The 23427-nt window shown below is 39.9% G+C and carries 16 protein-coding genes; 7 read left to right on the top strand and 9 right to left on the bottom strand.

Annotated features, from left to right (window positions below):
• Positions 1-19: 19 nt before the first annotated feature.
• Complete coding sequence (locus tag MTF67_RS06620; RefSeq protein ID WP_248519064.1) at positions 20-1492, bottom strand: hypothetical protein; 1473 nt, start codon at positions 1490-1492, stop codon at positions 20-22.
• Positions 1493-1833: 341 nt separating this feature from the next.
• On the opposite strand from MTF67_RS06620, the gene MTF67_RS06615 reads away from it, so the two are divergent.
• Together MTF67_RS06615 and MTF67_RS06610 are read left to right on the top strand one after the other, a co-directional pair.
• On the top strand, positions 1834-2478 hold the full coding sequence (locus MTF67_RS06615) for a hypothetical protein (protein ID WP_248519063.1): 645 nt from the start codon (positions 1834-1836) through the stop codon (positions 2476-2478).
• Positions 2479-2839: 361 nt separating this feature from the next.
• The gene (locus MTF67_RS06610) at positions 2840-5992 is read left to right on the top strand and encodes a DEAD/DEAH box helicase (RefSeq protein WP_248519062.1); all 3153 of its coding nucleotides are present in this window, start codon (positions 2840-2842) and stop codon (positions 5990-5992) included.
• Positions 5993-6156: 164 nt separating this feature from the next.
• Here MTF67_RS06610 and MTF67_RS06605 read toward each other — a convergent pair whose 3' ends face one another.
• The 5 genes from MTF67_RS06605 to MTF67_RS06585 form a co-directional block, all read right to left on the bottom strand.
• On the bottom strand, positions 6157-7083 hold the full coding sequence (locus MTF67_RS06605) for a hypothetical protein (protein ID WP_054201464.1): 927 nt from the start codon (positions 7081-7083) through the stop codon (positions 6157-6159).
• A gap of 115 nt (positions 7084-7198) precedes the next feature.
• The gene (locus tag MTF67_RS06600; protein ID WP_054201465.1) at positions 7199-7924 is read right to left on the bottom strand and encodes a hypothetical protein; all 726 of its coding nucleotides are present in this window, start codon (positions 7922-7924) and stop codon (positions 7199-7201) included.
• Between the two features lie 93 nt (positions 7925-8017).
• Positions 8018-8488: a hypothetical protein gene (locus tag MTF67_RS06595; RefSeq protein WP_054201466.1), complete on the bottom strand. Its 471-nt coding sequence runs from the start codon at positions 8486-8488 to the stop codon at positions 8018-8020.
• A 752-nt stretch (positions 8489-9240) separates the two neighbouring features.
• Entirely contained in the window at positions 9241-12210 is a 2970-nt protein-coding gene (locus MTF67_RS06590) for a DEAD/DEAH box helicase family protein (protein ID WP_248519061.1), read from the bottom strand.
• Positions 12203-12808 carry a class I SAM-dependent methyltransferase gene (locus MTF67_RS06585; RefSeq protein WP_248519060.1) on the bottom strand — a complete coding sequence of 202 codons (606 nt, stop codon included), beginning with the start codon at positions 12806-12808 and terminating at the stop codon, positions 12203-12205. Before MTF67_RS06585 ends, MTF67_RS06590 begins: the two co-directional genes overlap by 8 nt.
• A gap of 334 nt (positions 12809-13142) precedes the next feature.
• Between MTF67_RS06585 and MTF67_RS06580 the strand changes: the two genes are divergently transcribed.
• The 4 genes from MTF67_RS06580 (at position 13143) to MTF67_RS18520 (ending at position 17041) form a co-directional block, all read left to right on the top strand.
• Positions 13143-13886, top strand: coding sequence for a transporter substrate-binding domain-containing protein (locus MTF67_RS06580; RefSeq protein WP_248519059.1), 744 nt, complete (start codon positions 13143-13145; stop codon positions 13884-13886).
• 39 nt (positions 13887-13925) lie between these two features.
• Positions 13926-14663 (top strand): transporter substrate-binding domain-containing protein, encoded by a 738-nt coding sequence (locus MTF67_RS06575; RefSeq protein ID WP_248519058.1) that lies wholly within the window; start codon positions 13926-13928, stop codon positions 14661-14663.
• A 218-nt stretch (positions 14664-14881) separates the two neighbouring features.
• Positions 14882-16480 carry an ABC-F family ATPase gene (locus MTF67_RS06570; protein ID WP_010556085.1) on the top strand — a complete coding sequence of 533 codons (1599 nt, stop codon included), beginning with the start codon at positions 14882-14884 and terminating at the stop codon, positions 16478-16480.
• A gap of 297 nt (positions 16481-16777) precedes the next feature.
• On the top strand, positions 16778-17041 hold the full coding sequence (locus MTF67_RS18520) for a transposase (protein ID WP_348983487.1): 264 nt from the start codon (positions 16778-16780) through the stop codon (positions 17039-17041).
• 377 nt (positions 17042-17418) lie between these two features.
• On the opposite strand, the gene katG is transcribed toward MTF67_RS18520, so the two are convergent.
• Positions 17419-19596 carry a catalase/peroxidase HPI gene (gene katG, locus MTF67_RS06565; protein ID WP_248519057.1) on the bottom strand — a complete coding sequence of 726 codons (2178 nt, stop codon included), beginning with the start codon at positions 19594-19596 and terminating at the stop codon, positions 17419-17421.
• Between the two features lie 675 nt (positions 19597-20271).
• Between katG and MTF67_RS06560 the strand changes: the two genes are divergently transcribed.
• On the top strand, positions 20272-21156 hold the full coding sequence (locus MTF67_RS06560) for a tetratricopeptide repeat protein (RefSeq protein ID WP_248519056.1): 885 nt from the start codon (positions 20272-20274) through the stop codon (positions 21154-21156).
• A 1164-nt stretch (positions 21157-22320) separates the two neighbouring features.
• On the opposite strand, the gene MTF67_RS06555 is transcribed toward MTF67_RS06560, so the two are convergent.
• On the bottom strand, positions 22321-22641 hold the full coding sequence (locus tag MTF67_RS06555) for a hypothetical protein (protein ID WP_058429360.1): 321 nt from the start codon (positions 22639-22641) through the stop codon (positions 22321-22323).
• 8 nt (positions 22642-22649) lie between these two features.
• Positions 22650-23318: a nuclear transport factor 2 family protein gene (locus tag MTF67_RS06550; protein ID WP_008133082.1), complete on the bottom strand. Its 669-nt coding sequence runs from the start codon at positions 23316-23318 to the stop codon at positions 22650-22652.
• Positions 23319-23427: the final 109 nt, after the last annotated feature.

Genomic DNA, 23427 nt, shown 5'->3' with positions numbered 1-23427 from the left:
TTCAAAAATAAGAGGTATATCATTTCGGAAATTCATCTACCACTTTCACTGTTGCTATATACGATTTTAAAACGTCATTATCTGTATAGTTTATTTGAAAATACAAAGTACCATTTTTAAAAGATTGACCTTTCGCTGATGGCATCAATTTGAAACATTTATACTTATTATAAGATTGTAATTTATGTTGCTGGCTTCCATCAAGCAAAGGCAATGCTTGTGTCAATTTAAATCGTGTAGGAATATCCAAGCAAATAGCTCCACTAGTTGACCCTTTTAAAATATACTGCGTGTTTTTTGAGGAGTTATTTGAAACTAGTTTTATACCATTTTGCTTCATTGCTGCTAATTGCTTTTGAGCCTTATTTAAAGAAGCAATAGGTGCAGTAAGGTTATCACTTTTAATACCAGTTGAGCTTTTTAGTAACCCATTTATTTCAGCCTCTATTGGGTAAAGTAGTTTTCGCTTTTCCCATAGCTCTGGGTCCCCACCTTTGAGAATAGATAATCTAAGCCAAGTTTTATCAGTAAAATAATTAAGTTTATCCGTGCTTCCATCTGACTTTTCATCTGACTTTGACTTATGAACTAACCCTTCGCTACGCACTTCAAGTGTTTGTGGCTCCACATCTGATAAAGATGACCCAGTGGGTGTATCAGTTAAACCAATTGTCATTGCTGTAATTGGAGAAAGTAATATATCTGTAGCGTAACCAACAGGGTTGCGTATCCCTTCTTCTTTACTGAAATAGTCGTAACATCGCCCAATAGCACACACTTCTTTCTTTATAAGCACTATTTCACCAGCTTTTAAAGGCAGAACATTTACATTATTGTTACCGCTATGTTCATATAGCGAATTACCTGCAACAAAGTCCAAATCTAGCTGGAATACTAAGTCATTATCATTTGTACCTGTAACAGACTTTGCGATCTCTTTAGCTACTTTTATTTCTTCTGTGGTTACAGGATTAGATAGACTTAGAGCCTCTCCTGCTGCGGCGATAAAATCAATAATACTTCCGGCTTTATCATTTTCATCTAAATCGTACTCATAAATTTTTAATTTGAGACTTAATAAGTCACTCTCCATTCGTTTAGGACCATATAGCGCTTTATGGAAAAATGGAGCTTTCGTAGCATCTGCAATTGAATCATACGGGCCTAATATTTTGGTAATAGTATCGCTTGATGTTCCTGTTACAACCTCTTCAAATTCAGCGACAATCAAAACTTCATTATCTCCGCCAATATCTGGTAGGTATCTTAGGTAGGTATCAGTTAAATAAATACTAAACGTATCATCGCCGTTTAACGCATGAGTTTCATCAGTTTTATATATCATCCCATCAGCACTATACAATTCTTTGGCAGTAACAAGAGGAGAGGTAAGGTTTTTAGCTGAATCGACGGAATAAATGGAGATATCACCGGTGCTTGCAGTGCAACCACATAAAAGTGAACATAAAACAATGAATAATAAAAGCCTCATCAGAAATTCCTTTTCAACAAACTTAATGACAGACTAAAACTTAGACCAAACCACATCAATGTCAACTTACCATTAACAATTGTTACTTTTATAATCTCACGGCTTTGATTGCATTGCCTAAAGGGGTTTAGGTACTTGGATTTTGTCGGGAACAAAATTTCGCCTTGCTGTAAATTACTTATCATTAGTTTAATTTCGGGTGTGGTTACGGGGATCTACCTTGCCATCGGCCTTTATCTATAATTTGTCGATCTACGTTGAGTTATGTATATTAAGTTGAGTCTTAAAGTATCAAACATTTAAAAGGTTAAAGAGCGCTTAAAGTTAAGGAAAGTTAAAATATGGATATATTTCAATATTGGGACAGTATGGAACAAACTTCAGGTTATAAGCACCCTGAGGATCTGGTTGTTTTAAAGGAACTTGAAGATGATATCAAAGGAGATATTAATTTTGACTTTCCCCCTGGTCCTTATTGGGGTCCTATTAAAAGTGCCAAAATAGTACTTTGTTATGCAAACCCAAGTATTAACTCTCCATCTCTCGATACATTAAAATCTAAACATAATACAGTTACACTCATCAACCAATTAAAAGGAACTGAAAAATATCCTTATGAGTTGAATGGCTGGAGAAAGTGGTTTGAGCAAAAAGCAAATAGCTTATTTCCTGATATAAATAAGGATCAAAGGTTAGAGCAGGCCAGCCATCAAATGGCTGTAATAAACCTAATCCCCTATGCTTCAGAAAATATGGATAATTTAGCAAGTATCGCAAATTGTTTACCAAGCTCGTGGGTAGCACAACGGTTTTTAAGAGAACATTTAATACCTAAGGCTAAGAAGGGCGATATTTTGCTTATTATGTGTCGTTCAGCCCATCTTTGGGGATTAAAATCCTCCCATGGTTCAGAAAATATATTAATTAATAAAACTCGTATGGGTTTTACAACTGAAGTTAAAGACAAAGTGCTAGCTTGGAGATGAGGCAACTTGTAGTCATGAATGTTCTACTGAAAAATATTTTTATCTAGCTAATGTCGCGTTGGCGATGGCAACCAAGGGGCGGATAACGCCGACCGCCCCTTGGAACCCCACGGCGCCCCGAGTATTTTGCAATTACCTCAAAGTCTAAATCGATATGAACGTAACTGCCGTGTATTCGCGTCCATGGCGAAGTCACGGCTTCGATTGCTTCCATGCAATCAATTACTCATCAATTGAGTCTTTTCGGGCAAAATGACGGGGGAATTGTCTTAGCATTAGTCTTTAATTCAATAATGAGTTAATGCTTGTTTACAATGCACTTTTTAGTAAACTAACTACTCGCAAACAAGGAGTGGTTTCAATGCAGCAAATTGGTATTTACGAGCAGTTAATTACAAAAGTAATTGAGCAAAATTTAAATCGTGACCAATTTTATGTGGGCGAACGCCAACTAGAATCGGCTGAGGCGGCTACGTGGCTCTCGCGCTTTTTAGGTAAACTTGTTGAACATGCGATTGATGCAATCCCTAATTCAAGCGAGCGTTTGCACGAGCAAATAAACCTCGCAAACAACCTTGTACTTTGGCTTAAAGATCATATTCGCGATGACAAGCTGATCGACGAAAACCTTATCGATAGCCAAGGCCGAATACTTACTGCGCTGTTTAATACTCAAAACCCAATTGCAGCTAACCTTAAAGATTACTCAAGCGATATATTCCCACTTACAGGCCTCACACAAAGCGAATTATTTAGCGGTGCTAATGCAGGTATATCGCTCGAAACCGAGCTAAAGCGCGAGATTAAATCGTCTGATACTATTTACTGGCTTGTCTCATTTATAAAATGGACAGGGCTGCGCATATTTAAAAATGAGCTTGAAGCATTCACCAAAAGTGGCAATAAACTCAAAGTAATTACCACCTCGTACATGGGTGCAACGGATGCCAAAGCCGTTGAGTTTTTAGCAAACTTACCAAATACCGAGGTAAAGCTAAGTTACAATAACCAGCAAGAGCGCCTACACGCTAAATCTTACTTATTTATGCGTAATACGGGTTTTCATACTGGTTATATTGGCTCGTCTAATTTATCGCATTCGGCACTTACCAGCGGCCTTGAGTGGAACTTAAAAATTACAGCGCAAGAAATCCCGCACATAATAGCCAAAACCAAAAGTACCTTTGAAACCTACTGGCAGTCACCCGATTTTGAGCTATTTACAGGCAAAGCTGAATGTAAAGAAAAGCTCATAAATTCACTTAACGAGCAGCGCGGTGTTGGGCAATCAAGCAGCCAGTTTTATTTTGATATAACACCAAAAACGCATCAGCTCACTATTTTAGAAAAGCTAAGCGTTGAGCGCAGCGTACATAATCGTTTTAAAAACTTAGTAGTTGCCGCAACCGGCACGGGTAAAACCATCATATCGGCGTTCGACTTTAAAAATGTTTACGATAAAAACCCAAACGCACACTTTTTATTTGTCGCCCACCGAGAAGAAATACTAAAACAAGCGCAAAGCGCTTACCGTGGCGTGCTTAAAAATAACGACTTTGGCGAGCTGTGGGTAGGTAACTACAAACCACAACGCTATAACCAATTATTTGCATCCATCCAAACGCTAAACAGCCAAATTGAATCGCTTAATTTAACGCATGATTACTACGACTATATAGTAATAGACGAAGTACACCACGTCAGCGCTACCAGTTATCGCGCCATTTTAAACCACTTTACGCCCGCAATATTACTTGGCTTAACCGCTACACCAGAGCGACAAGATGACGCAAATATACTCGATGACTTTTGCGGTGTAATAGCCGCCGAAATACGCTTGCCAGAGGCAATAAACCAGCGCCATTTATGCCCATTTCAATACTTTGGATTGGATGACGATACCGATCTAAGCCAAATAACATGGCGTGGTGGCCGTTACGATATAAGCGAGCTAAGTAACCTTTATACAGGGGAGAACAGCCGCGCAAACAAAATTATATCCAGCCTTGCTGATATCGTAACCAATGTTCACGATATAAAAGCGCTGGCATTTTGCGTAAGCCAAAAACACGCAGAGTTTATGGCATCTAAGTTTAACTTAGCAGGCATAAACGCCGATGTGCTTACTAGCAAAAACACCAATGAACGCGCGGCCAAACAACAAGCGCTGCGCCAAGGTGAAATACAAATACTGTGTGTAGTTGATATTTTTAACGAAGGTGTCGATATTCCAGAGGTTGATACCTTACTATTTTTACGCCCAACGGAAAGTCTAACCCTGTTTTTACAGCAACTCGGCCGTGGCCTGCGCCTGCCCGACAACAGCCAAAAGCAATGCTGTACGGTACTCGACTTTGTAGGCAATGCCCGCACAGAATACGACTTTGCCAGTAAATTCCGCGCGCTAATTGGTAAAAGTAACCAACCAATAAAAACCGAGATTGAAAACAACTTCCCGCATTTACCACTGGGTTGCCGCATTGAGCTACAAAAGCGTACGCAACAAACAATATTAAAAAATATTCAGCAAGCTATAAACTCTAAACGCCGTTTACAGCAGCTTATAAATAGCTATTCGCAACACACTAACGACGCACTTACGCTAAGCAACTTTTTACGCATAAACCCGCAAGTTACGCTTGAAGATATTTACAAACCAAAAGATAAAAAACTCGGTGGCTGGCACTGGCTAAAAGGCGATGAAGTACCCGCAGAGCAAGCCGACATTTACGTCGCATATTACCGCGCAATCAACACCCAGTTACTCGGCTGCAACTCGCTTAGCTACTTATGCTTTTTACGTGATTTGTGTAATAACGATTTTAGCTTTACGCCAATACCACAAAGCCAACAGTACGCGCTTATGGCGCATTACAACTTTTGGGGTAGCACAGGCACGACTTTAGGTTTTAAAACGCTTGAGCAAAGCTTACAAGCCCTCAAACACAAAGAGCTACAGCATGAACTTGCCCAAGTGATCGTGCTTTTAATAAACCGTATTCACCAACAAGAAAGCGATTTAACGTGTTTACCTAATCACGCAATAAAATTACACAGCCGCTACACGCGCCAGCAAATACTCGCCGCGTTTGGGGCGCACTCGTTTGATAAAAAATCGACCGCCCGCGAAGGCGTTTTAGAATTTAAAAACCAAAACCTCGAGCTGTTATTTGTAACACTCAATAAATGCGAAAAAACCTACTCGCCCACCACGCTATATCACGACTACGCAATCAGCCCCACCCTGTTCCATTGGCAAACGCAAAACAGCGCCCGACCAGAACACGGCCGCGGCCTAAGTTATATTGAGCATCAAAAAACAGGTAAAACCATCCTATTATTTGTACGCGAACAAGGTAAAGACGAAAACGGCCGAACCATGGGTTTTGTAAACTACGGCGAGGTTAAATACCAAAGCCACAACGGCAGCCAGCCGATGAATATAACGTGGGAATTAACCAACCCCATGCCAAGTGAAATGTGGCATGAGGCAGGGAAGTTGGCAGTTGGGTAGTGGATTTAAATTCAATAGCTTGAATGCTATGTGCGGTTGACAGCAAATACTATTTTTAATATCTAGCTGGTAATGACACATATAGTCTGTGGTAACGCCACAAGCAACGCCAAGCTTGGAAAGTGATCATCATCCGATAAAGTGGACACCATCAGCATTACACGCTAGGCTGCATTTTGTGTCTTACGAATAAATTTTAGTAACTCGCTAACGTCAGCTTCTTTTATAGCTTCCAATATTGCTTTTTTAGAGCGTCGATCTGCCATAATATTAAATTCATCTGCTAATATTTTTAACTCAGAATGCGGCAGCGATGATAATAGTTCCCCGATATCTATTGAGGTGATTTCAACGCTTTGCTCTGAAATTTGTTCAGGCTCAGCTTGAGGAATTTGAGTATTCTTAAGTGATTCTTTTTTAGCTTCTCTATAGTAAAAAAGTGCTCCTCCCAATACAGCTAAAGAAATGAAAAGTGAACCAACAGATGCCCCATATGCAATCGGATACGACGCATAAAAATCAAGAAAAGTAATACTTTGGAGAAATTGACTGAGCTGCATAACCCAAACTGGCTCAAGCCAAACAAACAATGCGAATGACAATATGTAGCTTAAAACAGATATTCGAGAAGCAATATTCATAGAAGCGTAAAATGCCCAATTATTCAGACGTTTTTCAGGCAAGGCTTCTAAGTCCGCAAGTGATTGTTCAAAATTATCAGCTTCAGGGGCCAAATTATCAACTTCTCGATTGAATTCTTTCCCTTTTTTGCTGCGTTCGTTAAATTTTCCATCTTGCCTTTTAGACAATGACCTTCCTTCGTAAGAAATTTGGTCTAGCCTGTTGTAAATGTTTTCCAATTGATTTTCCTGCCTGTTTATTTCTACTAACTCGCTGCTTGTATGAGCAAAATCTTGGATAGATTTAGGTTTTATTAAGAGCGCTTTTTTTCGTTCAAAATAAAACCATGCAGCAAACAACAAAAAACTACCGATCATCACTAATATAATAAACAGAGAACCAAAAGCCTTGAATAGTAAATCACCACCAACACTACCTTGTTTATTTCTTCTACTTCTACGTCTTGCCACTAAAATTCACCCTTATTTTATTAAAAATATACCAAATTTGATTGATATGACTTAGCCTTTAGACGCGCTTAAGCCACTAAAATTACTTTTTATTTTTGTCCGCTTCAAGCGCTTGTTAATTCTTAAACCATGAGTAATATTGAGTAGCTATTATTAAAATAACCAAAAGTCCATTCAATGTGTGCTTACCCCAATACTTTTCCAAGACAGAACAAGCTTTTAAAACGAAAAAGCAAGTTGTAAATGCTGGTATAAAGAAAAATCCTAGAAAAACACTAGCAAAAAGCCACATTATGCTGAAAAAGATAAACATAGATAATGACACGACAATACCCATTATGAAGATATTAGGTTTAACTGGAAGATTAATGCCTTCTAATGCAAGTAAGCTCCGCATATGCTCATATGGTATTGATGTGTATTCAATACCTAAGAATAAATCGATTAATGGCATAAGCATTACCAAAGATGCCATCTGAGCCATGTCTTTTAAAAAGCTTAACGAATATTTATGAGGCTTGGTGTACCATTTTGTTGCTACAAATCCAAACATTGAAAATAGAAGCGCTTTCGCCACTATTGCATTTTGGGCAAGCTTTACACCAAATACCACATTAGAAATTAGCGAAACTATAATTAGTATTCCACAGGCTAGCCCCATAACATTTCCAAGGTAATCTGCTCCTTCTACCGTTTTTAGCTTAGTCAGTTTAGAAAATTGCACCCTAAATTTTTCATCAAATATTTCTACCTTACTTTGATATTCATGCTTTAAATTTAAAGATGAACGAGCTAATGCTATAGGAAGAAAAACGTACAATGTCGCTAAAATAAAATCCATATTGCTAAAACTACCTCAACCTTTAATTAACAATTAACGCCTCACGCAACGGCGCGTGTTTTTTGCGCCTCGACTAGCTTTAATTATTAGCTATTATTTTAGCTTCACTATAATTGGCTTGTTTTTATAAGAAGCTGTTACTCGAATTTCCGGTTCTCCATAATTATTTAAATGGTACAAGTCTTCCATTTCAATTCTACAACTCCAATGTTGACCCGGTGAAATGAACACAGGAATATTCTGTTCTGAGTGACTTTGGAACTGTTGTTGAGTCACAAATATACGAACTCCTTTTTTATGGGCGTGAGTTGCCTCAATGTTTGTAATCGTCGCAGGTTGCTTTCCTATGTTTGTAATTTCAATGTGACAATACTTAGCTCTTTCTTCTTGGATTCCGTGCTCATTTATTTCAGTTCTAATAACCCTTGCATCCAAGTAAGTTATATCTGGTGTTAATTTTACTTTTAACCTTGGCGTATTACTTAACGAATTATATACATTCCATGCAAATGCGATGGTCGCAAGTATTGCACCCCACCATTTTACGATGTCTATTTCTTCCATAGGATTCCAATTGTATTTTACAGCTAACAATTTAATAGTGCGCTCATCGCGAATATCTCTACAAACACCACGCCCTTTTTTCTACCTTATATAGTTTTAAAAAATAACCTAAGGTATTACTATGACATAGTTTTCTATAACTTTAAGCAAAGTTAAATGAGGAAAAATGCGCGCGTCTCTCATTTGCTTAATGTTAAGGATAGCGTTGCACTCACCAGTTGAGTTCACAGCTCTTTAACGACAAAAGCAAAACATGTCTTATTTTCGAAGAGAGCAAAATAGCTTCATTACTTAAAACTTGCTTTCCCACTTACAACGTAATAGCACAGAGTAAAACTCCCGCCTACATTCATAAACAACAATCTACCAACACACTCCAATTCCCCGTGATCACACCCGAAAGTTATAAACTGATGAGTAATCAATTGCATGGATGCAAGTTAAGCCGTGACTTCGCCATGGATGGCGAATACACGGCGCTTACGTTCACATCAATTTTTAACTTGAGGGCACAGTGTGATCCTCGGGCGCGCCGTGGGATTCCAAAGGGCGGTCGGCGGCAGCCGCCCTTTGGTTGCCATCGCCAACGCGATAAAACCTCGAATAGAGGTTATTAAATCCCTTTTCCCGAAACCATGTAAAAATCACGGCAAAAGCCAATTCCTACACTTTAAAAGCGCGAGGTAAACTCCCGCCTACGCCACAACCTACAAACTTAAAAGCTTCGCTTTTCGCGCGAGCAAGCTCTGCGCCTACAAGTTAAAGCGCGACTCCGCAACCACTTGTTTAAACCGTGCGAACGTTCGCATGCTGTCATCAGCAATCATTACCTCGTAATCTGGGTTTTGGGCAATTAGCTCATATTGCCCATTAGATAATTTATTAACTTTGCGCAGTAAATACTGCCCTTTCCCGCCTATATCATCCCGCTCTATCGCCACTATTTGGCCGCGTAGCGATCCTGCTTTATCGGGGGTTATAAGCTCAAGTAACAGTAAATCACCATCAAGTATTGGGTGTTTACCGCCATTCATTGAGTTACCCGATGCGTGTGCTAAAAAATGCACTTGTGGGTCGAGTTTGCCCGCGCCAAGTGGCGCGTCCACTAATTCCATATCGCTTTCATCCCCTGTTTTAAAATGCCCACAAGCTATTTTTATATTGGGGAAATACGGCAGCTTTAATGCGTTATCTTGCTCTTTTGCTGTATCGGCACGATCTTTAAACGCTAGCTGAGTCACATTGTCAGCTTGTTGCTCGGCATTTTGTTCAGTTGTTGCTACGTTTACTTTTAGCCGTTGGCTGTATTTAGCTAAGCTGTATTCAACCAGCTCTAACACGGCGTTGTTTAGTAATTCGAGTTTATCTGCGGGTACATCAAACGTGGCTTTTACTGTATCGTTTTCTAGCGTAAACCACTGCGTGCCATCTTTATTTTTATTGGTGTAAGCTTTGATTGGGTTTTTACGCCAGTAGCTTTGCCATGTTTGTGAATCAGCGGCAGCTTGCTGCTCTTTGGCTGATAAATCGTGTTGTTTTAAATTTGGATGGCGCGCTAATACTTTAGCACTCATGGCTGCAAGCTCTGCAACAGTTGGGGGAATAGCAAAACCATTTAATGCCACATAAGCTTCAAGCAAAATCGCTTTAAAGCATTTGGTCATACTGGTTGTTTGTATGCCCTTGTGTAAAAAGTCGTAGAACGGCGCTAGTTGCTCAGCACCTTGTTGTGCCCCATCATCAATGTTTTGTGTTTTAGCAATTAGCTCAAACCAACTAGTGTAATTACTGTTTACCTTTTTTATATCACCGTAGTGGTAGTAAAACTCACTTAAGGTAGGTAAATGCCCAAGCTGCTCGGCAAGTTGTGTTATATCTTCAAGGCCAGTGGTGCGCTGCGCCTTAGCAAGTTGCTGCCAGAAGTCGGTGACTTTTAAATCAATATTTATAAAACACCCATCAGCTAGATTTGGCTTTTTAAGCTTTCTCACTACACCACTTGGCTTAGTTTCGTGTAGTAGTGCATAAGGTTTATTTAAAAAGCTATGGTGGTTACCAATAAAGTCGAGCACCACTAAATGCGTTTTACCTTCTAGCGTACGCAAACCACGCCCTAATTGCTGCAAAAACAGGATTTTAGAATCGCTTGGGCGTAGCATTAATATGGTATCGATGCTGGGTAAGTCTGTGCCCTCGTTGAACAGATCAACGGTAAATAGTACTTCAACTTGGCGTTGTTCTAATTGTTTAAGTGCCTCATTTCTGCGTACTTTTGATTGGCTGTGTACAGATAGTGCTTTTACACCCGCTTTGTTAAACGCATCAGCCATGTAATCGGCATGTTTGGTGGAAATACAAAAGCCCAAGGTGCGTTTTTGTTTATATTGTTGCCACTGGGCAAGCGCATGATCGGCACGTTTTTGTGTCGCAAATTTGTTTTCTAGTGATGCAGGATCAAATCGACCATTGCGCCATGGAATGGCTTGGTAGTTTACGTTTTCGTCCCAAATACCATAGTAATGAAACGGCACTAACGTTTTTTGATCTATCCCTTGGGTTAAGTTTCTCTCAAACACTAAATTGTTGTCGCACAATCCTAAAATATCGGCTTGGTCGGTGCGCTCTGGCGTGGCGGTTAAGCCAAGTAAAAACTGTGGTTCAAAATAGTTTAATAGCTGACGATAAACACGTGCGCTGGCATGATGAAACTCATCAACAATAATGTAGTCGAACGCCGTTGGTGCAAATTGCTTTAAGTGATTACTTCGGCCAATGGTTTGAATAGAGGCAAATAAACAGTCGGCGTTTTTGTCTCGGTGTTTACCGTTATAAAACCCCGTTGAAAGCGGCAGTAGTTCAGCAAAAGTTCGCTGTGCTTGTACAAGTATTTCCTCACGATGCGCGACGAATAATACCCGTTTAGCTTTGAATTGTTTAACATCAAACGCGCTTAACCATGTTTTACCCATGCCTGTTGCTAACACGACTAAGCCACGCTTAAAGCCCTCAGCGCGAGTTTGCGCTAAAGCATTGAGTGCTTCAATTTGAGCTGGCCTTGGTGTTTTTGCTTCGCTTTGTTCAATAATTTGTTCCGCTGTATCGGCATTATTTACCGCTACAAACTGCTGTGTTTTGCGCCTAGCAATGTAGTTATTAATCCATTCATGGCTTAAATTGGTGACAAACTCATGGTTGAAAATATGATTAAAAGCATTCCGAATACTCAAAAATTGCTGCGCTGCTTGGCTTGTTTTTGGCTGCATGTAATCATGTCTAAAATTCCACTCATGACCTTTAGTAAGTGCGCTGGCGCTAATGTTACTTGAGCCAATAAAGGCACAACCAGACGTAATTTCGCTGGTGTCGTTTGTTTTGACAAAAATATACGACTTCATGTGAAAGCTTTGGGTGCTCTGTGTTTGGTAAATACGCACATCAGCACCACGATCCACTAATACCATTAGCTCTCTGAGCGCATTAGGATGAGTAATATCAAGGTAATCGGAGGTTAACAGCTTTAGTGTTGCGCCACTTTGTAAAGCTTCATTGAGTGGGTCGAACAACAAAGCCAAGCCACTGGGTTGGATAAATGACACTGTAATTTCAATCTCTGTGGCATTATTTATTGCATGGACAAGATTAGGTAATAGCGGGTCATCGGCCCCCGTAATAAGCTGCTGCTTATTACTTTGCAACTGGTGCTGTTCGTTAAAACTATTCATTTATTAATTCGCTGCGCGTTAATAACGCATTGAGCCATACTTCACTCTCGCGCTCTGGCCGTTGGTCAACCGTTTGCCATTGTTTTAGTATTTTAAGCTCGGTGTGATGGGTAATTAGCGCGGTTAAGCCATCTTCATTTAAATCGGTAAATTCACGGCCATTATGCACGCGTTCTTGCGTGCCGTATTTAAACGACACATACAAAACACCGTTTGGTTTTAGGGCATTTTGCAGCTTTAAAAACACCTGCGGTAACTCTACTTTTGGCACATGCAATAAACTCGCGCAGCACCAAATGCCGTCGTATTTATTAACACACTCAAGCTCTTGAAAGCTTTTAACAGCTACAGGTTGTTGTAAGTAATTACTGGCTAACTTTGCTAGTGCTGGGCTTGCATCAAACGCGCTTACAGTAAACCCTTGGTTTTTAAAGTAAGCGGCATCGCGAGCTGAACCACAGCCAGCGTCAAGAATATGGCCGTGCTGTTTTACATGCGGTAAAAACTCAGCATATAAAGCCGACATATCAACATTAAGCGTTGAGTCGCTAAAGGTTTGTGCGTTGTTATTGTAGTAAGTGAGTGTGGTACTTGGCACGATACACCCGCTCCTTGGTTAATCGTTTAACAGCTAAGCTGCTGTTAATATTAAATTCATTGTTGTTTAATCTACAGGAACACACCACTAAAATATAGACTTAGTAGTAGAATATTTAAAATTAATACGCCCTTTTTATTAATCAAATATACGCACTGCAAATTTAACGATTACAAAAATGAACACTTTTGGCTTAGCCTTCCCAACGCATTGATTAAAAATAAATATCTTTATAAATCGCGTATTACTGTTTACCTATTTACACAAAATTTTGCTACCAAATTTTTAGGCTGGTTTATACTGTACGTATTGCGTCGCTAGCATGAGGGATATAATGCATAGATTAAAAAAATACGGTGTGTATTTGTTAGTAGCCCTCTCTTTTGGGAGTACGGCTTGCGAAAAAAGGTTTTTTGTCGCGTCGCACGACACCTATTGGCCGCCTTACGTAGTTAATGTAGACGGCCACGCACAAGGTAAAGAAGTAACGGCGCTTTGGCTTATTTTTGCGGGGTCGCCTTATTGTGTTCAGGTTGAGTTTTTACCCAATACCGAGCGCGCATTTGTTGAACAAACTAAAGGCCGAATGGATTTAGGTTGGGCTGCCAGCTTTACTGAAAAACGTGCAGAGCATGTTTATTTTTCGGATAGTTACCGCAACGAGGTGATGTGGCTGTATCAGCATAAAAATAAACACTATAAAGTTAAAAACCTGCAAGATGCGCTTGAACAAGGCTATACCGTAGCCGCTCATGTAGGGAGTTATTACGGCGAGCAATTTGAGCACTTAAAAAGTATTTATCCAAAACAAATTATTTTTACCGGTGCGGCAAAAACGCGTTTTGCTTTATTAGCTAAACAACGGGTCGATTTTATAATTGAAGACCAGTTAGTGGGTGAGTACTTCATTAGCCAGTCAAACACTATTAAGCGAGTTAATACCACAACCTATGTTAATAAGGGCTCTATTCATTTAATGCTGAGTAAAAATACGTCTACTATGCAAGATGTTATTGAGGTTAATAAATTAATACAAAGCCGTAAGGCACAATTAGCAGAACTGTTTGAAAAATTATAATTAAATACACACTAAAAACCGTTTACAAAAGGCTGTAGTTTGAAAATATTATTGTTTATAACCCTTTTTACTTTTAGTGCATTTAATGCCTGGGGATGCACTAAAACGTTAACAGTAGCTACCAACGAAAGTTACTGGCCGCCTTATGTAATTTTAAAAAACAATACGCTGGGCGGGGTTGAAATAGACGTACTAAAGGCTATTTTTAAAAGCTCACCTTATTGCTTAAATTTTAGTGTGTTACCTAGCTCGTTACGTGCATTTGAAGAGCTAAAACAGGGCCGTGTTGATTTAATTTTTGCCGCCAGCAAAACGGCTGATCGCGCTGAGTATGCCCACTTTACGTTACCCTACCGTGTTGAAAAAATGCTGCTATATAAGCACGCCAGTTCGCCTAATGTGAATAGCATTAACGCGTTATTTAAAAAATCGCTTACGGTGGGTGTAAACAGAGGAAGTGTTTTTGGCGATGCGTTTGAACAACTACGCACGCAGTATGCAAACCAAGTGGTGCTTACGGAGGAGTCTAAAAAGCGTTTTATTTTGCTTAACAAGCAGCGCATTAATTTTTTAATTGATGATTCGTTAGTGGCGCAATATTTTACAAAACAGTATTCAAACATTATGCCTGCGCCATTGGTTGAGCCTATAAACGTTAATAATGTGCATTTTATGCTGAGTAAAAAAACGGTTACTGCTGACGATATTGCGACTATTAATTCGTACATTACTAACAATAAAGCGGTTATTGATCGTATTTACCAAACCCATCAATAGTTTTTTTATTTAACCTTTATTACTTGCTAGGCAAATTTTAAGGGCTTTTGCACCGTTTAAGTGCGTTTAGGGTTGGTTATAAATTAGCTGCCTTTTACCTTTCAATAGTTGTGGCTGATCTGTATAATTCGCCAGCTAATTTACCCTATTGCTTGATGTTGTTTGTGGCCTTTTGCTACAGCAAGCTCCTGTCAGTACTCATTCTAGGATTACCCTTTTTGATCTCCACCGCAAATATTACGATGCAGTTTGGCGCAGAGCCGTTGTTTGAAAACATTTCAGCTAAATTTGGTAACGGTAACCGTTACGGTTTAATTGGCGCTAACGGCTGCGGCAAGTCGACCTTCATGAAAATTTTAAGCGGTGCGCTTGTGCCTAGCGCGGGTAATGTGTCGATTACCCCGGGGTTAAAAGTAGGTAACCTTAGCCAAGACCAGTTTGCATTTGAGCAATACACGGTGGTAGATGCGGTAATTATGGGCGACGTTGAGCTTTGGAAAGTGAAGCAAGAGCGCGAACGTATTTATTCGTTACCAGAAATGAGCGAAGAAGACGGCATGAAAGTAGCCGACCTTGAAAGCGTTTTTGCCGAAATGGACGGTTACACCGCCGAAAGCCGCGCTGAAGAAATACTAATAGAAGCGGGTATAGATAAAGAGTTTCATTATGGGTTAATGGCAAACGTTGCCCCAGGTTGGAAACTCCGTGTGCTTTTAGCGCAGGCCTTGTTTGCAAACCCAGATATACTGCTACTCGATGAGCCTACCAATAACTTGGATATTCATACCATTACGTGGCTTGCTGATGAGCTTAATAAACGTAAATGCACCATGATTATTATTTCGCATGACCGCCACTTTTTAAATTCGGTATGTACACATATGGCCGACATTGACTACGGTGAGCTGCGTATTTATCCAGGTAACTACGAGAAATTTTTAGAAGCGGCAGGCTTACAGCGCGAGCAGTTATTAGCCGAAAATGCTAAAAAGAGCGCAGAGATTGACGAGCTACAAGACTTTGTTAACCGCTTTGGTGCTAACGCGTCTAAAGCTAAGCAAGCAAGTTCGCGCGCTAAAAAAATGGATAAAATTAAGCTTGATGAAGTTAAAGCGTCAAGCCGTATGAGCCCATCGTTAAGTTTTGACGAAGGCAAAAAAATGTACCGCCAAGCGCTTGAAGTAAACAAGCTTGGCCATGGTTTTGATGGTGAAACGTTATTTAGTGGCGGTGAGTTTTTACTAGAAGCCGGTGCAAAGCTTGCGGTAATTGGCGAAAACGGTGTGGGTAAAACTACCTTTTTGCGCTGTTTAGTTAACGAGCTTAAAAGTAACGAAGGCGAAATTAAGTGGTCTGAAAATGCGAGCTTTGGTTACTGCCCGCAAGACAGCACTAAAGATTTTGATAACGATTTAACGTTATTTGATTGGATGTCGCAGTGGCGTACGGCCAAGCATAACGATTTAATGGTACGTGGCATGCTAGGCCGTTTGTTGTTTACAGCAGACGATTCAAACAAAAAAGCGCGTAACTGTTCAGGTGGTGAAAAAAACCGTTTGTTATTTGGTAAGTTAATGATGCAAGACGTGAACGTGCTTGTAATGGACGAGCCAACAAACCACATGGATATGGAAGCCATTGAAGCGTTAAATAATGCGCTTAAAGACTTTGCAGGCACGCTTATTTTTGTAAGCCACGACCGTGAGTTTGTTTCGTCGTTAGCTACGCGTATTATTGATATTAAAGATAAGCAGGTTATTGATTTTCAGGGTACGTTTGACGAGTACCTTGCAAGCTGCGAAGAGAAAAAAGCATAAACCCTTTGGTGTTTAGTGTAAAAGGCGCTTAGTTAGCGCCTTTTTTGTGCTTGGTTAAATGCATAAGTAAACAAGTAATTAGATCATCACCAAGAGGTGATTAACTATTGCTCGTGTTTTTTTGTAGCCCTGAGAAGCTTTCACTTCTAACGTGAGCAAGCTCTGCGTCTACAAAATAGTGTTTAAAGTAACTTGTAGACGCGCAGCTTGCTGGCGTGAAAAAGCAAGGCTTTTTAAAACTTGTTTTAGATTAATTCTTATCTATGTTTATACAAAGCCAAAATATATTCCTTTCCTATGCATGACTCCTCAAAATTATTAGCACATCGTTTTTCAAATAATAATCAGTTCTACTCTGTGACTATATGCTGCATAGATAGAGCACCTCTATTTAAAGAATTTGGCAATGCATGTAGTGCAGCAAAGGCTATTGTGGATATGCAAAATAAAGTAAATACAATTTGTTATGTATTAATGCCTGATCATCTCCATTGGTTATTTCAGCTTAAAGACTGCTCACTAGCTAACGTAATAAAATCTTTAAAAGTGTATCGACTGTAAAAATAAATAAGCTAAATGAAACAACAGGCAAGATTTGGCAGCAAAATTATTTTGAGTATCAGCTTCGTTCTGAAAAAGATTTAACTAATCAAGCTCGTTATATTGTTGCTAACCCACTAAGAACTGGCATAGTAAAAAGTGTCGGGCAATATCCATTTTGGGATTGTATTTATTTAAATTAAATAGCATGTAAAACAAGAAGCTACGCTTTTAACGTGAGCAAGCTCTTCGTCTACAAAAAATCAGTTTACTCTGCTTAGTATGGCTACTCATTTTCTCCTCATTCGTTTCTCTTTGTGCAATACGGTTTTAAAAGCTCAGTTTTTAAAAACAAAAAAGGAGCATTGCTGCTCCTTTTAAACTGTTACTTAGGTTTATTAAATATCAAACCTGTCGGCGTTCATTACTTTTACCCATGCATTTACAAAGTCGTGAACAAAACGGGTTTTATTATCGTCTTGTGCATAAAACTCTGCCAGTGCGCGTAAAATTGAGTTTGACCCAAATACTAAATCTACGCGTGTTGCGGTCCATTTAGTTGCACCGCTTGCGCGGTCAACAATGTTGTAAAGGCCATTACCTGTTGGCTCCCAACGGTTTGCCATGTCGGTTAGGTTTACAAAAAAGTCGTTACTTAACGTTCCTACATTATTTGTAAATACGCCATGTTGTGTGCCGCTATGGTTTGTGCCAAGCATACGCATGCCACCCATTAGTACCGACATTTCTGGCGCTGTTAAACCCATTAGTTGGCTGCGCTCAAGCAGTAACTCTTCTGCAGACACAACGTAGTCTTTTTTCAGCCAGTTTCTAAAACCGTCGTGAATAGGTTCAAGTACGTCGAACGATTCGGCGTCGGTCATGTCGTCGGTTGCGTCACCGCGCCCTGGCGCAAACGGTACGTTAACCTCTACCCCTGCGTTTTTAGCGGCTTGTTCAACCGCTGCTGTGCCGCCAAGTACAATTAAATCGGCCATACTAACAGGTTTACTTAACCCAGCTTGTACTTTTTCAAGAGCCGTTAACACACTTGCTAAGCGTTCTGGTTCATTGCCTTGCCACTCTTTTTGCGGGGCTAAACGAATACGTGCACCGTTTGCGCCGCCTCGGTGATCAGAGCCTCGGTACGTACGCGCACTGTCCCATGCGGTGTTAATTAAATCGCTGGCGCTTACGCCGCAATTAAGTAGTGTTACTTTTAAATCGGCGATTTCGGTATCTGTTAGGGTGTAATCAACGCTTGGAATTGGGTCTTGCCAAATTAAGTCTTCGCTTGGTACATCGGCACCTAGGTAGCGCGCTTTTGGCCCTAAGTCGCGGTGCGTAAGTTTAAACCATGCGCGTGCAAACACGTCTGAAAAGTATTCAAAGTCGTTATGAAAACGCTCAATTATTTTGCGGTACGCTGGGTCCATTTTCATGGCCATATCGGCGTCGGTCATAATTGGGTTTAAGCGAATTGATGGGTCTTCTACATCGACCGGCTTGTCTTCTTCTTTAATATTTACAGGTTCCCATTGGTGAGCGCCTGCTGGGCTTTTTGTCAGTTCCCATTCGTAATTTAAAAGAAGGTCACAGTAGCCGTTATCCCATTTTGTTGGGTGTGTGGTCCACGCACCTTCAATGCCCGATGTCATTGTATCGCGGCCAATGCCCCGTGTTTTGTGGTTGTTCCACCCCATACCTTGCTCTGAAATATCAGCCGCTTCTGGCTCTGGGCCAAGGTTTGACTCTTTTCCGTTACCGTGTGTTTTACCAACTGTGTGGCCACCTACGGTAAGCGCTGCCGTTTCTTCGTCGTTCATTGCCATGCGGGCAAACGTTTCGCGTACTTGTGCTGCGGTTTTAAGCGGGTCGGGTTTACCGTTTACCCCTTCTGGGTTTACGTAAATTAGGCCCATTTGAACAGACGCTAACGGGTTTTCCATTGTGTCGGGTTTATCAACATTTTGGTAGCGTTCGTCGCTTGGTGCTAACCATTCTTTTTCGGCGCCCCAGTATACGTCTTTTTCTGGGTGCCAAATGTCCTCACGGCCACCGGCAAACCCAAAGGTTTTTAAGCCCATTGATTCGTACGCCATGTTGCCCGCTAAAATAATGAGATCGGCCCACGAGAGTTTGTTCCCGTATTTCTTTTTAATTGGCCAAAGTAAGCGGCGCGCTTTGTCGAGATTGGCGTTATCGGGCCATGAGTTTAAAGGGGCAAAGCGTTGATTTGCCGTGCCACCGCCGCCACGTCCGTCAGATAAACGGTACGAACCTGCCGAGTGCCATGCCATGCGGATCATTAAACCGCCATAGTGGCCCCAATCGGCTGGCCACCAATCTTGGCTTTGGGTCATTAAGTTTTTTAAATCGGTTTTTACGGCTTCTAGATCTAGGGATTTGAATGCTTCAGCGTAGTTAAAGTCGCTACCGTATGGAGAGCTTTTTGTATCGTGTTGATGAAGGATGTCGAAATTAAGTGCATTTGGCCACCAATCTGTGTTTTGGCCTGCTGTTTGTGTATTGCTGCCATGCATTACCGGGCATTTGCCAGCGCTAGAGTTACTCATTATTTAATCCTCTTGGTCTAAAATAAAATACGTAAGCAATGGTCAATTTGTTTAGGTATTACTATTTTTAATTCATGCAAATGTTGCTTAATCAATTGTTTATATACTTGTACTTATTTTGAATTACCAATATAGGCTTATTTTTTGAGCTATACCAACAAATGCACCGTATTTAAAACGATTGGACCGATTTGTATTTTTGATTGGTATTTAAAAACGAGCCTTTAAAAATTTTTGATCTTTTTTTAAATAACGATGATCGAATTAAAAAGTAGCGGCGTAATGGTATGTGAAGGGTTTGAAAGTGGCTTTGGTTTACCACAGCGCACATAGGAATACCCCCCTTCACCATGAAATTGTAGTTATAACGTTAAAGGTGTATTACTAAGCCCAATACACCTTTACTTTATAACTCTAATTTACCTGTTTTTTGTTAGCTGATTTTTATTAGCTAACGGTAGTTAAGTTTTCCCTAACCTTTGATGTTTTAGCAGTTTCAGCCAGCTCACCCAGAGCTGGTTTTTTTTGCCTAAAATTTATTACTGCACACTGCTTTAGTGATAATAATTTATAATGTGCTGTAATCTCACCTTCAAAACAAAACCCGCCCTAGTGAGTTTAGGTTGTGCGTGTTAATATTATTTTTGCAATTTATTATTTTATTTGGGCATGTTGATGCGTTATTACTCTTATTTACTATGTATTTGTTTTACTTTATTTTTAACGTCGGCTAATGCGGCTGAGCAACAAACAGAAGCCCCCTCAAAGCTACAAGAACAGCAAGCGCTTGAACAACTTAAAGAGCCTATGTATAAACCGCTTATGGAACGCTACATTTTAGATGAGCTAAAAGCGGTTCGCCAAGATCAGCAAAAACTACGTGAAGACGTTACTAAACAAGTAACACATGCGCAATTAGATACAGCTGACAGAGCCCTTACTTACACTACCGATACTATAAATAATGTGTTTTTTATTATTACTGCGACGGCATCTATTTTGGTACTTGTTGGCTGGAACTCGCTGCGCGATGTTAAAAATAAAGTAGAAGATATTGTAAATACCCGCGTGAGTGTTATTACCGATGAGTACGAAGAACGTTTAAAAGTATTAGAAGAAAAGCTGCGCGTTCGTTCGGAAGAAATACTTAGCAACCAAGAGCGTATATCGATTACAAATGAGGTTCACTCGTTGTGGATGCGCGCAAATTTAGAAAGTGATTATGCTAATAAAATCGAGATTTTTGATGAAATTTTAAAGCGTAAACCTGAAGACGTTGAAGCTATTGCTTACAAAGCTGATGCCCTGCTTGAAATTAATCAAACCGCCAAAGCGATTGATTTATGTAACCAAGCAATTGATATAGATAGCGATTATGGTTATGCGTATTGGCAACGTGCCTGTGCGTTTGCGCTAATACACGAGCACGCCGATGCGCTGGCCGATATAAAAATGGCACTTGAGTATTCACCTAACTTACGTAATGAGTTACTCCACGAAAGTGCATTTGCAAGCCTTCACGATAATAATAGCTTTAATACTATTGTGGCAGGCGAGTAAGTTTAGCTTGCTTATATAGTTTGTAAAAAAGAGCTAAAGCTCTTTTTTTATGGCTGTAATAAAGTCCTGTGCTTTTGGATAAGTGGTTAACACGCAGCTGATTATTTAATACGGTGAGAAGCTGCGCTTCTAACATGAGCAAGCTCTACTTATACAAAACAAAGCCAAACTATGACCTGTTCACTTTGTTTTCTCATTTTCTTCTCATGCGCTTCTCTTTGTGCATTTAAATTTTAAAGATTATTATTCACAAAGAGGTTAAGAGGCGCTGCGCTTTTAGAGTTAGGAACTAAGTAATTTAATATTTGACCTGAAACAAGAAGCTGCGCTTCTAACGTGAGCAAGCTCTACGTCTACAAGACAAGGCTAAGCATTGCCCAGATCATTATGTTTTCTCATTTACTTCTTTTTGTGCATTAAGATTTAAAAGTTCATATTCACAATGCCGTGGCTAAATACAGCCTGTAGAAGCGTTTTAGTTGTGCTATAAAAGTGATTGTTTTACCACCGAGAAGTGAAGGAGAAGAACAGGAGCAGTGACTAACCAATATTTTTTAACTCTGTGTAGCGCGAAGCGCCTCGGTGCACTCTGTGGTGGTATGTATTTTTAAGTAATAAGAAGCTACGCTTCTAACGTGAGCAAGCTTTACGTCTACAAGACAAAACTCTACCCTATTTACTTTGGCTTCTCATTTTATTCTCATTCATTTCTCTTTGTGCATTTAAATTTTAAAGCCCATTATTCACAAAGAGGTTAAGAAGCGCTGCGCTTTTAGAGTTAGAGCTTATTGAACTGACATAGTTGCATGAGCAAACTCGGCGTGTAAAAACCAAATTTAGGATTGGTTTTGCTCTTCTCATTTACTCCTCATTCACTTCTCTTTGTGCATTACGTTTTTGAAAGATTATTCACAAAGAGGTTAAGAGACGCTGCGCTTTTAGAGGCTGGGACTAAGTGATTTGACAAAAAATACAATGCGCCTGTTTGCCTTGGCCACTCATTTACTCCTTATTCTGTTCTCTTTGTGCATTACGTTTTTGAAAGATTATTCACAAAGAGGTTAAGAGTCGCTGCGCTTTTAGAGGCTGGGGCAAAGTGATTTAATAAAGCATACGTGCTAAATATACCTTTAGCCGCTTTACTTTTGTTCGGAGCTTTAGCTGTTAGCGTTTAAAGTACAAGTCGATTGCTTTGGTGAGTAGCTCGTCGAGTTGCTCCTCAAAGCCATCCATATCGATTTCAAAATGACTAAAGTACTTTTTAACCTGCAATTGCGATAGGTTACGGCTTTTTACGCTGTATTGGCGTTCGTCTTTTTGTTTATCGTAACGCGGTAAAAAAACGAATTGTGCATAATAAGGTGACTTAATATGCTTATTGGCATAACGACAAAAATCTTCAATATGTTGTGCGCCTTCGGGGCCTAAACAACCGGGCTCTACTCGGTACATTAAGCGAAGTTTTTTGTCGTCAGTAATTTGCATAATAATCCTTAACGAAAAAATAATACGCGAATTATTTTTCCGTTTTTAATTTGATAGCTCGATACAAGCTCTGAGCGTTTATCTATTACGTTTTCGTCTGCTGAGCAGGTTTCTGATAGCTCATGGTCTATTACTATATCACCATGGACTATGCGTTTAATTGGCGATGAGTGAATACACTTTAGCTTTTTAAACATTAAACCATAACGTGCTATTAGTTTTTCTTTTCCTTTAAATAATAGCTCATTGGGGAAAATATAAAACTCTACATCTTCATCGTAAACACGAATAAACTCTTCAATGTTGCGCGCGTTATAAGCTTTTATAAGTTGCTCAACCACAGCAAGTGATTCGCGTGATTGCTTAGCTTTAGCTTGCTGTTTAGCTGTTAAGGCCTCTTTTGCTTGGGCTACTGCTTTTTCTGCTTCGGCTACGGCTGCTGCCTTTTCTATTTTATTTTTAGGCTTTTCAACTGGTTTTGGTGTTTCATCGCCTAACACTTTTGAGTCGTCTGGTTTGGTTGGGTCAACAACCGGTTTTTTAAGCTCAGGGGCTTTATATTCTAGTGTGTTTACTTTTTCATCCGCTTTTTGCTGTTCGGTAGTAGGCTCTGTGGCATAGCTATTTAAGGCTAGCGTAAAGGTAAATAAAGCAAAAAAAATAGATAACGATTTCATAACTTTCCTAATAAAAACACTAAGCGTGTATTGTATTGCAACATAGCAAATTTTAACGTTTTCGGGTAGCAATTAAATGAATAACCTTGGCTTTCATTGCGAAGTTTAG

It is taken from the genome of Pseudoalteromonas sp. 2CM32C, from assembly GCF_023161925.1.
Lineage (GTDB): Bacteria > Pseudomonadota > Gammaproteobacteria > Enterobacterales > Alteromonadaceae > Pseudoalteromonas > Pseudoalteromonas marina.
Note: the sequence above shows the minus strand (reverse complement) of the source record. Positions and strands in the feature narration are given on the sequence as shown.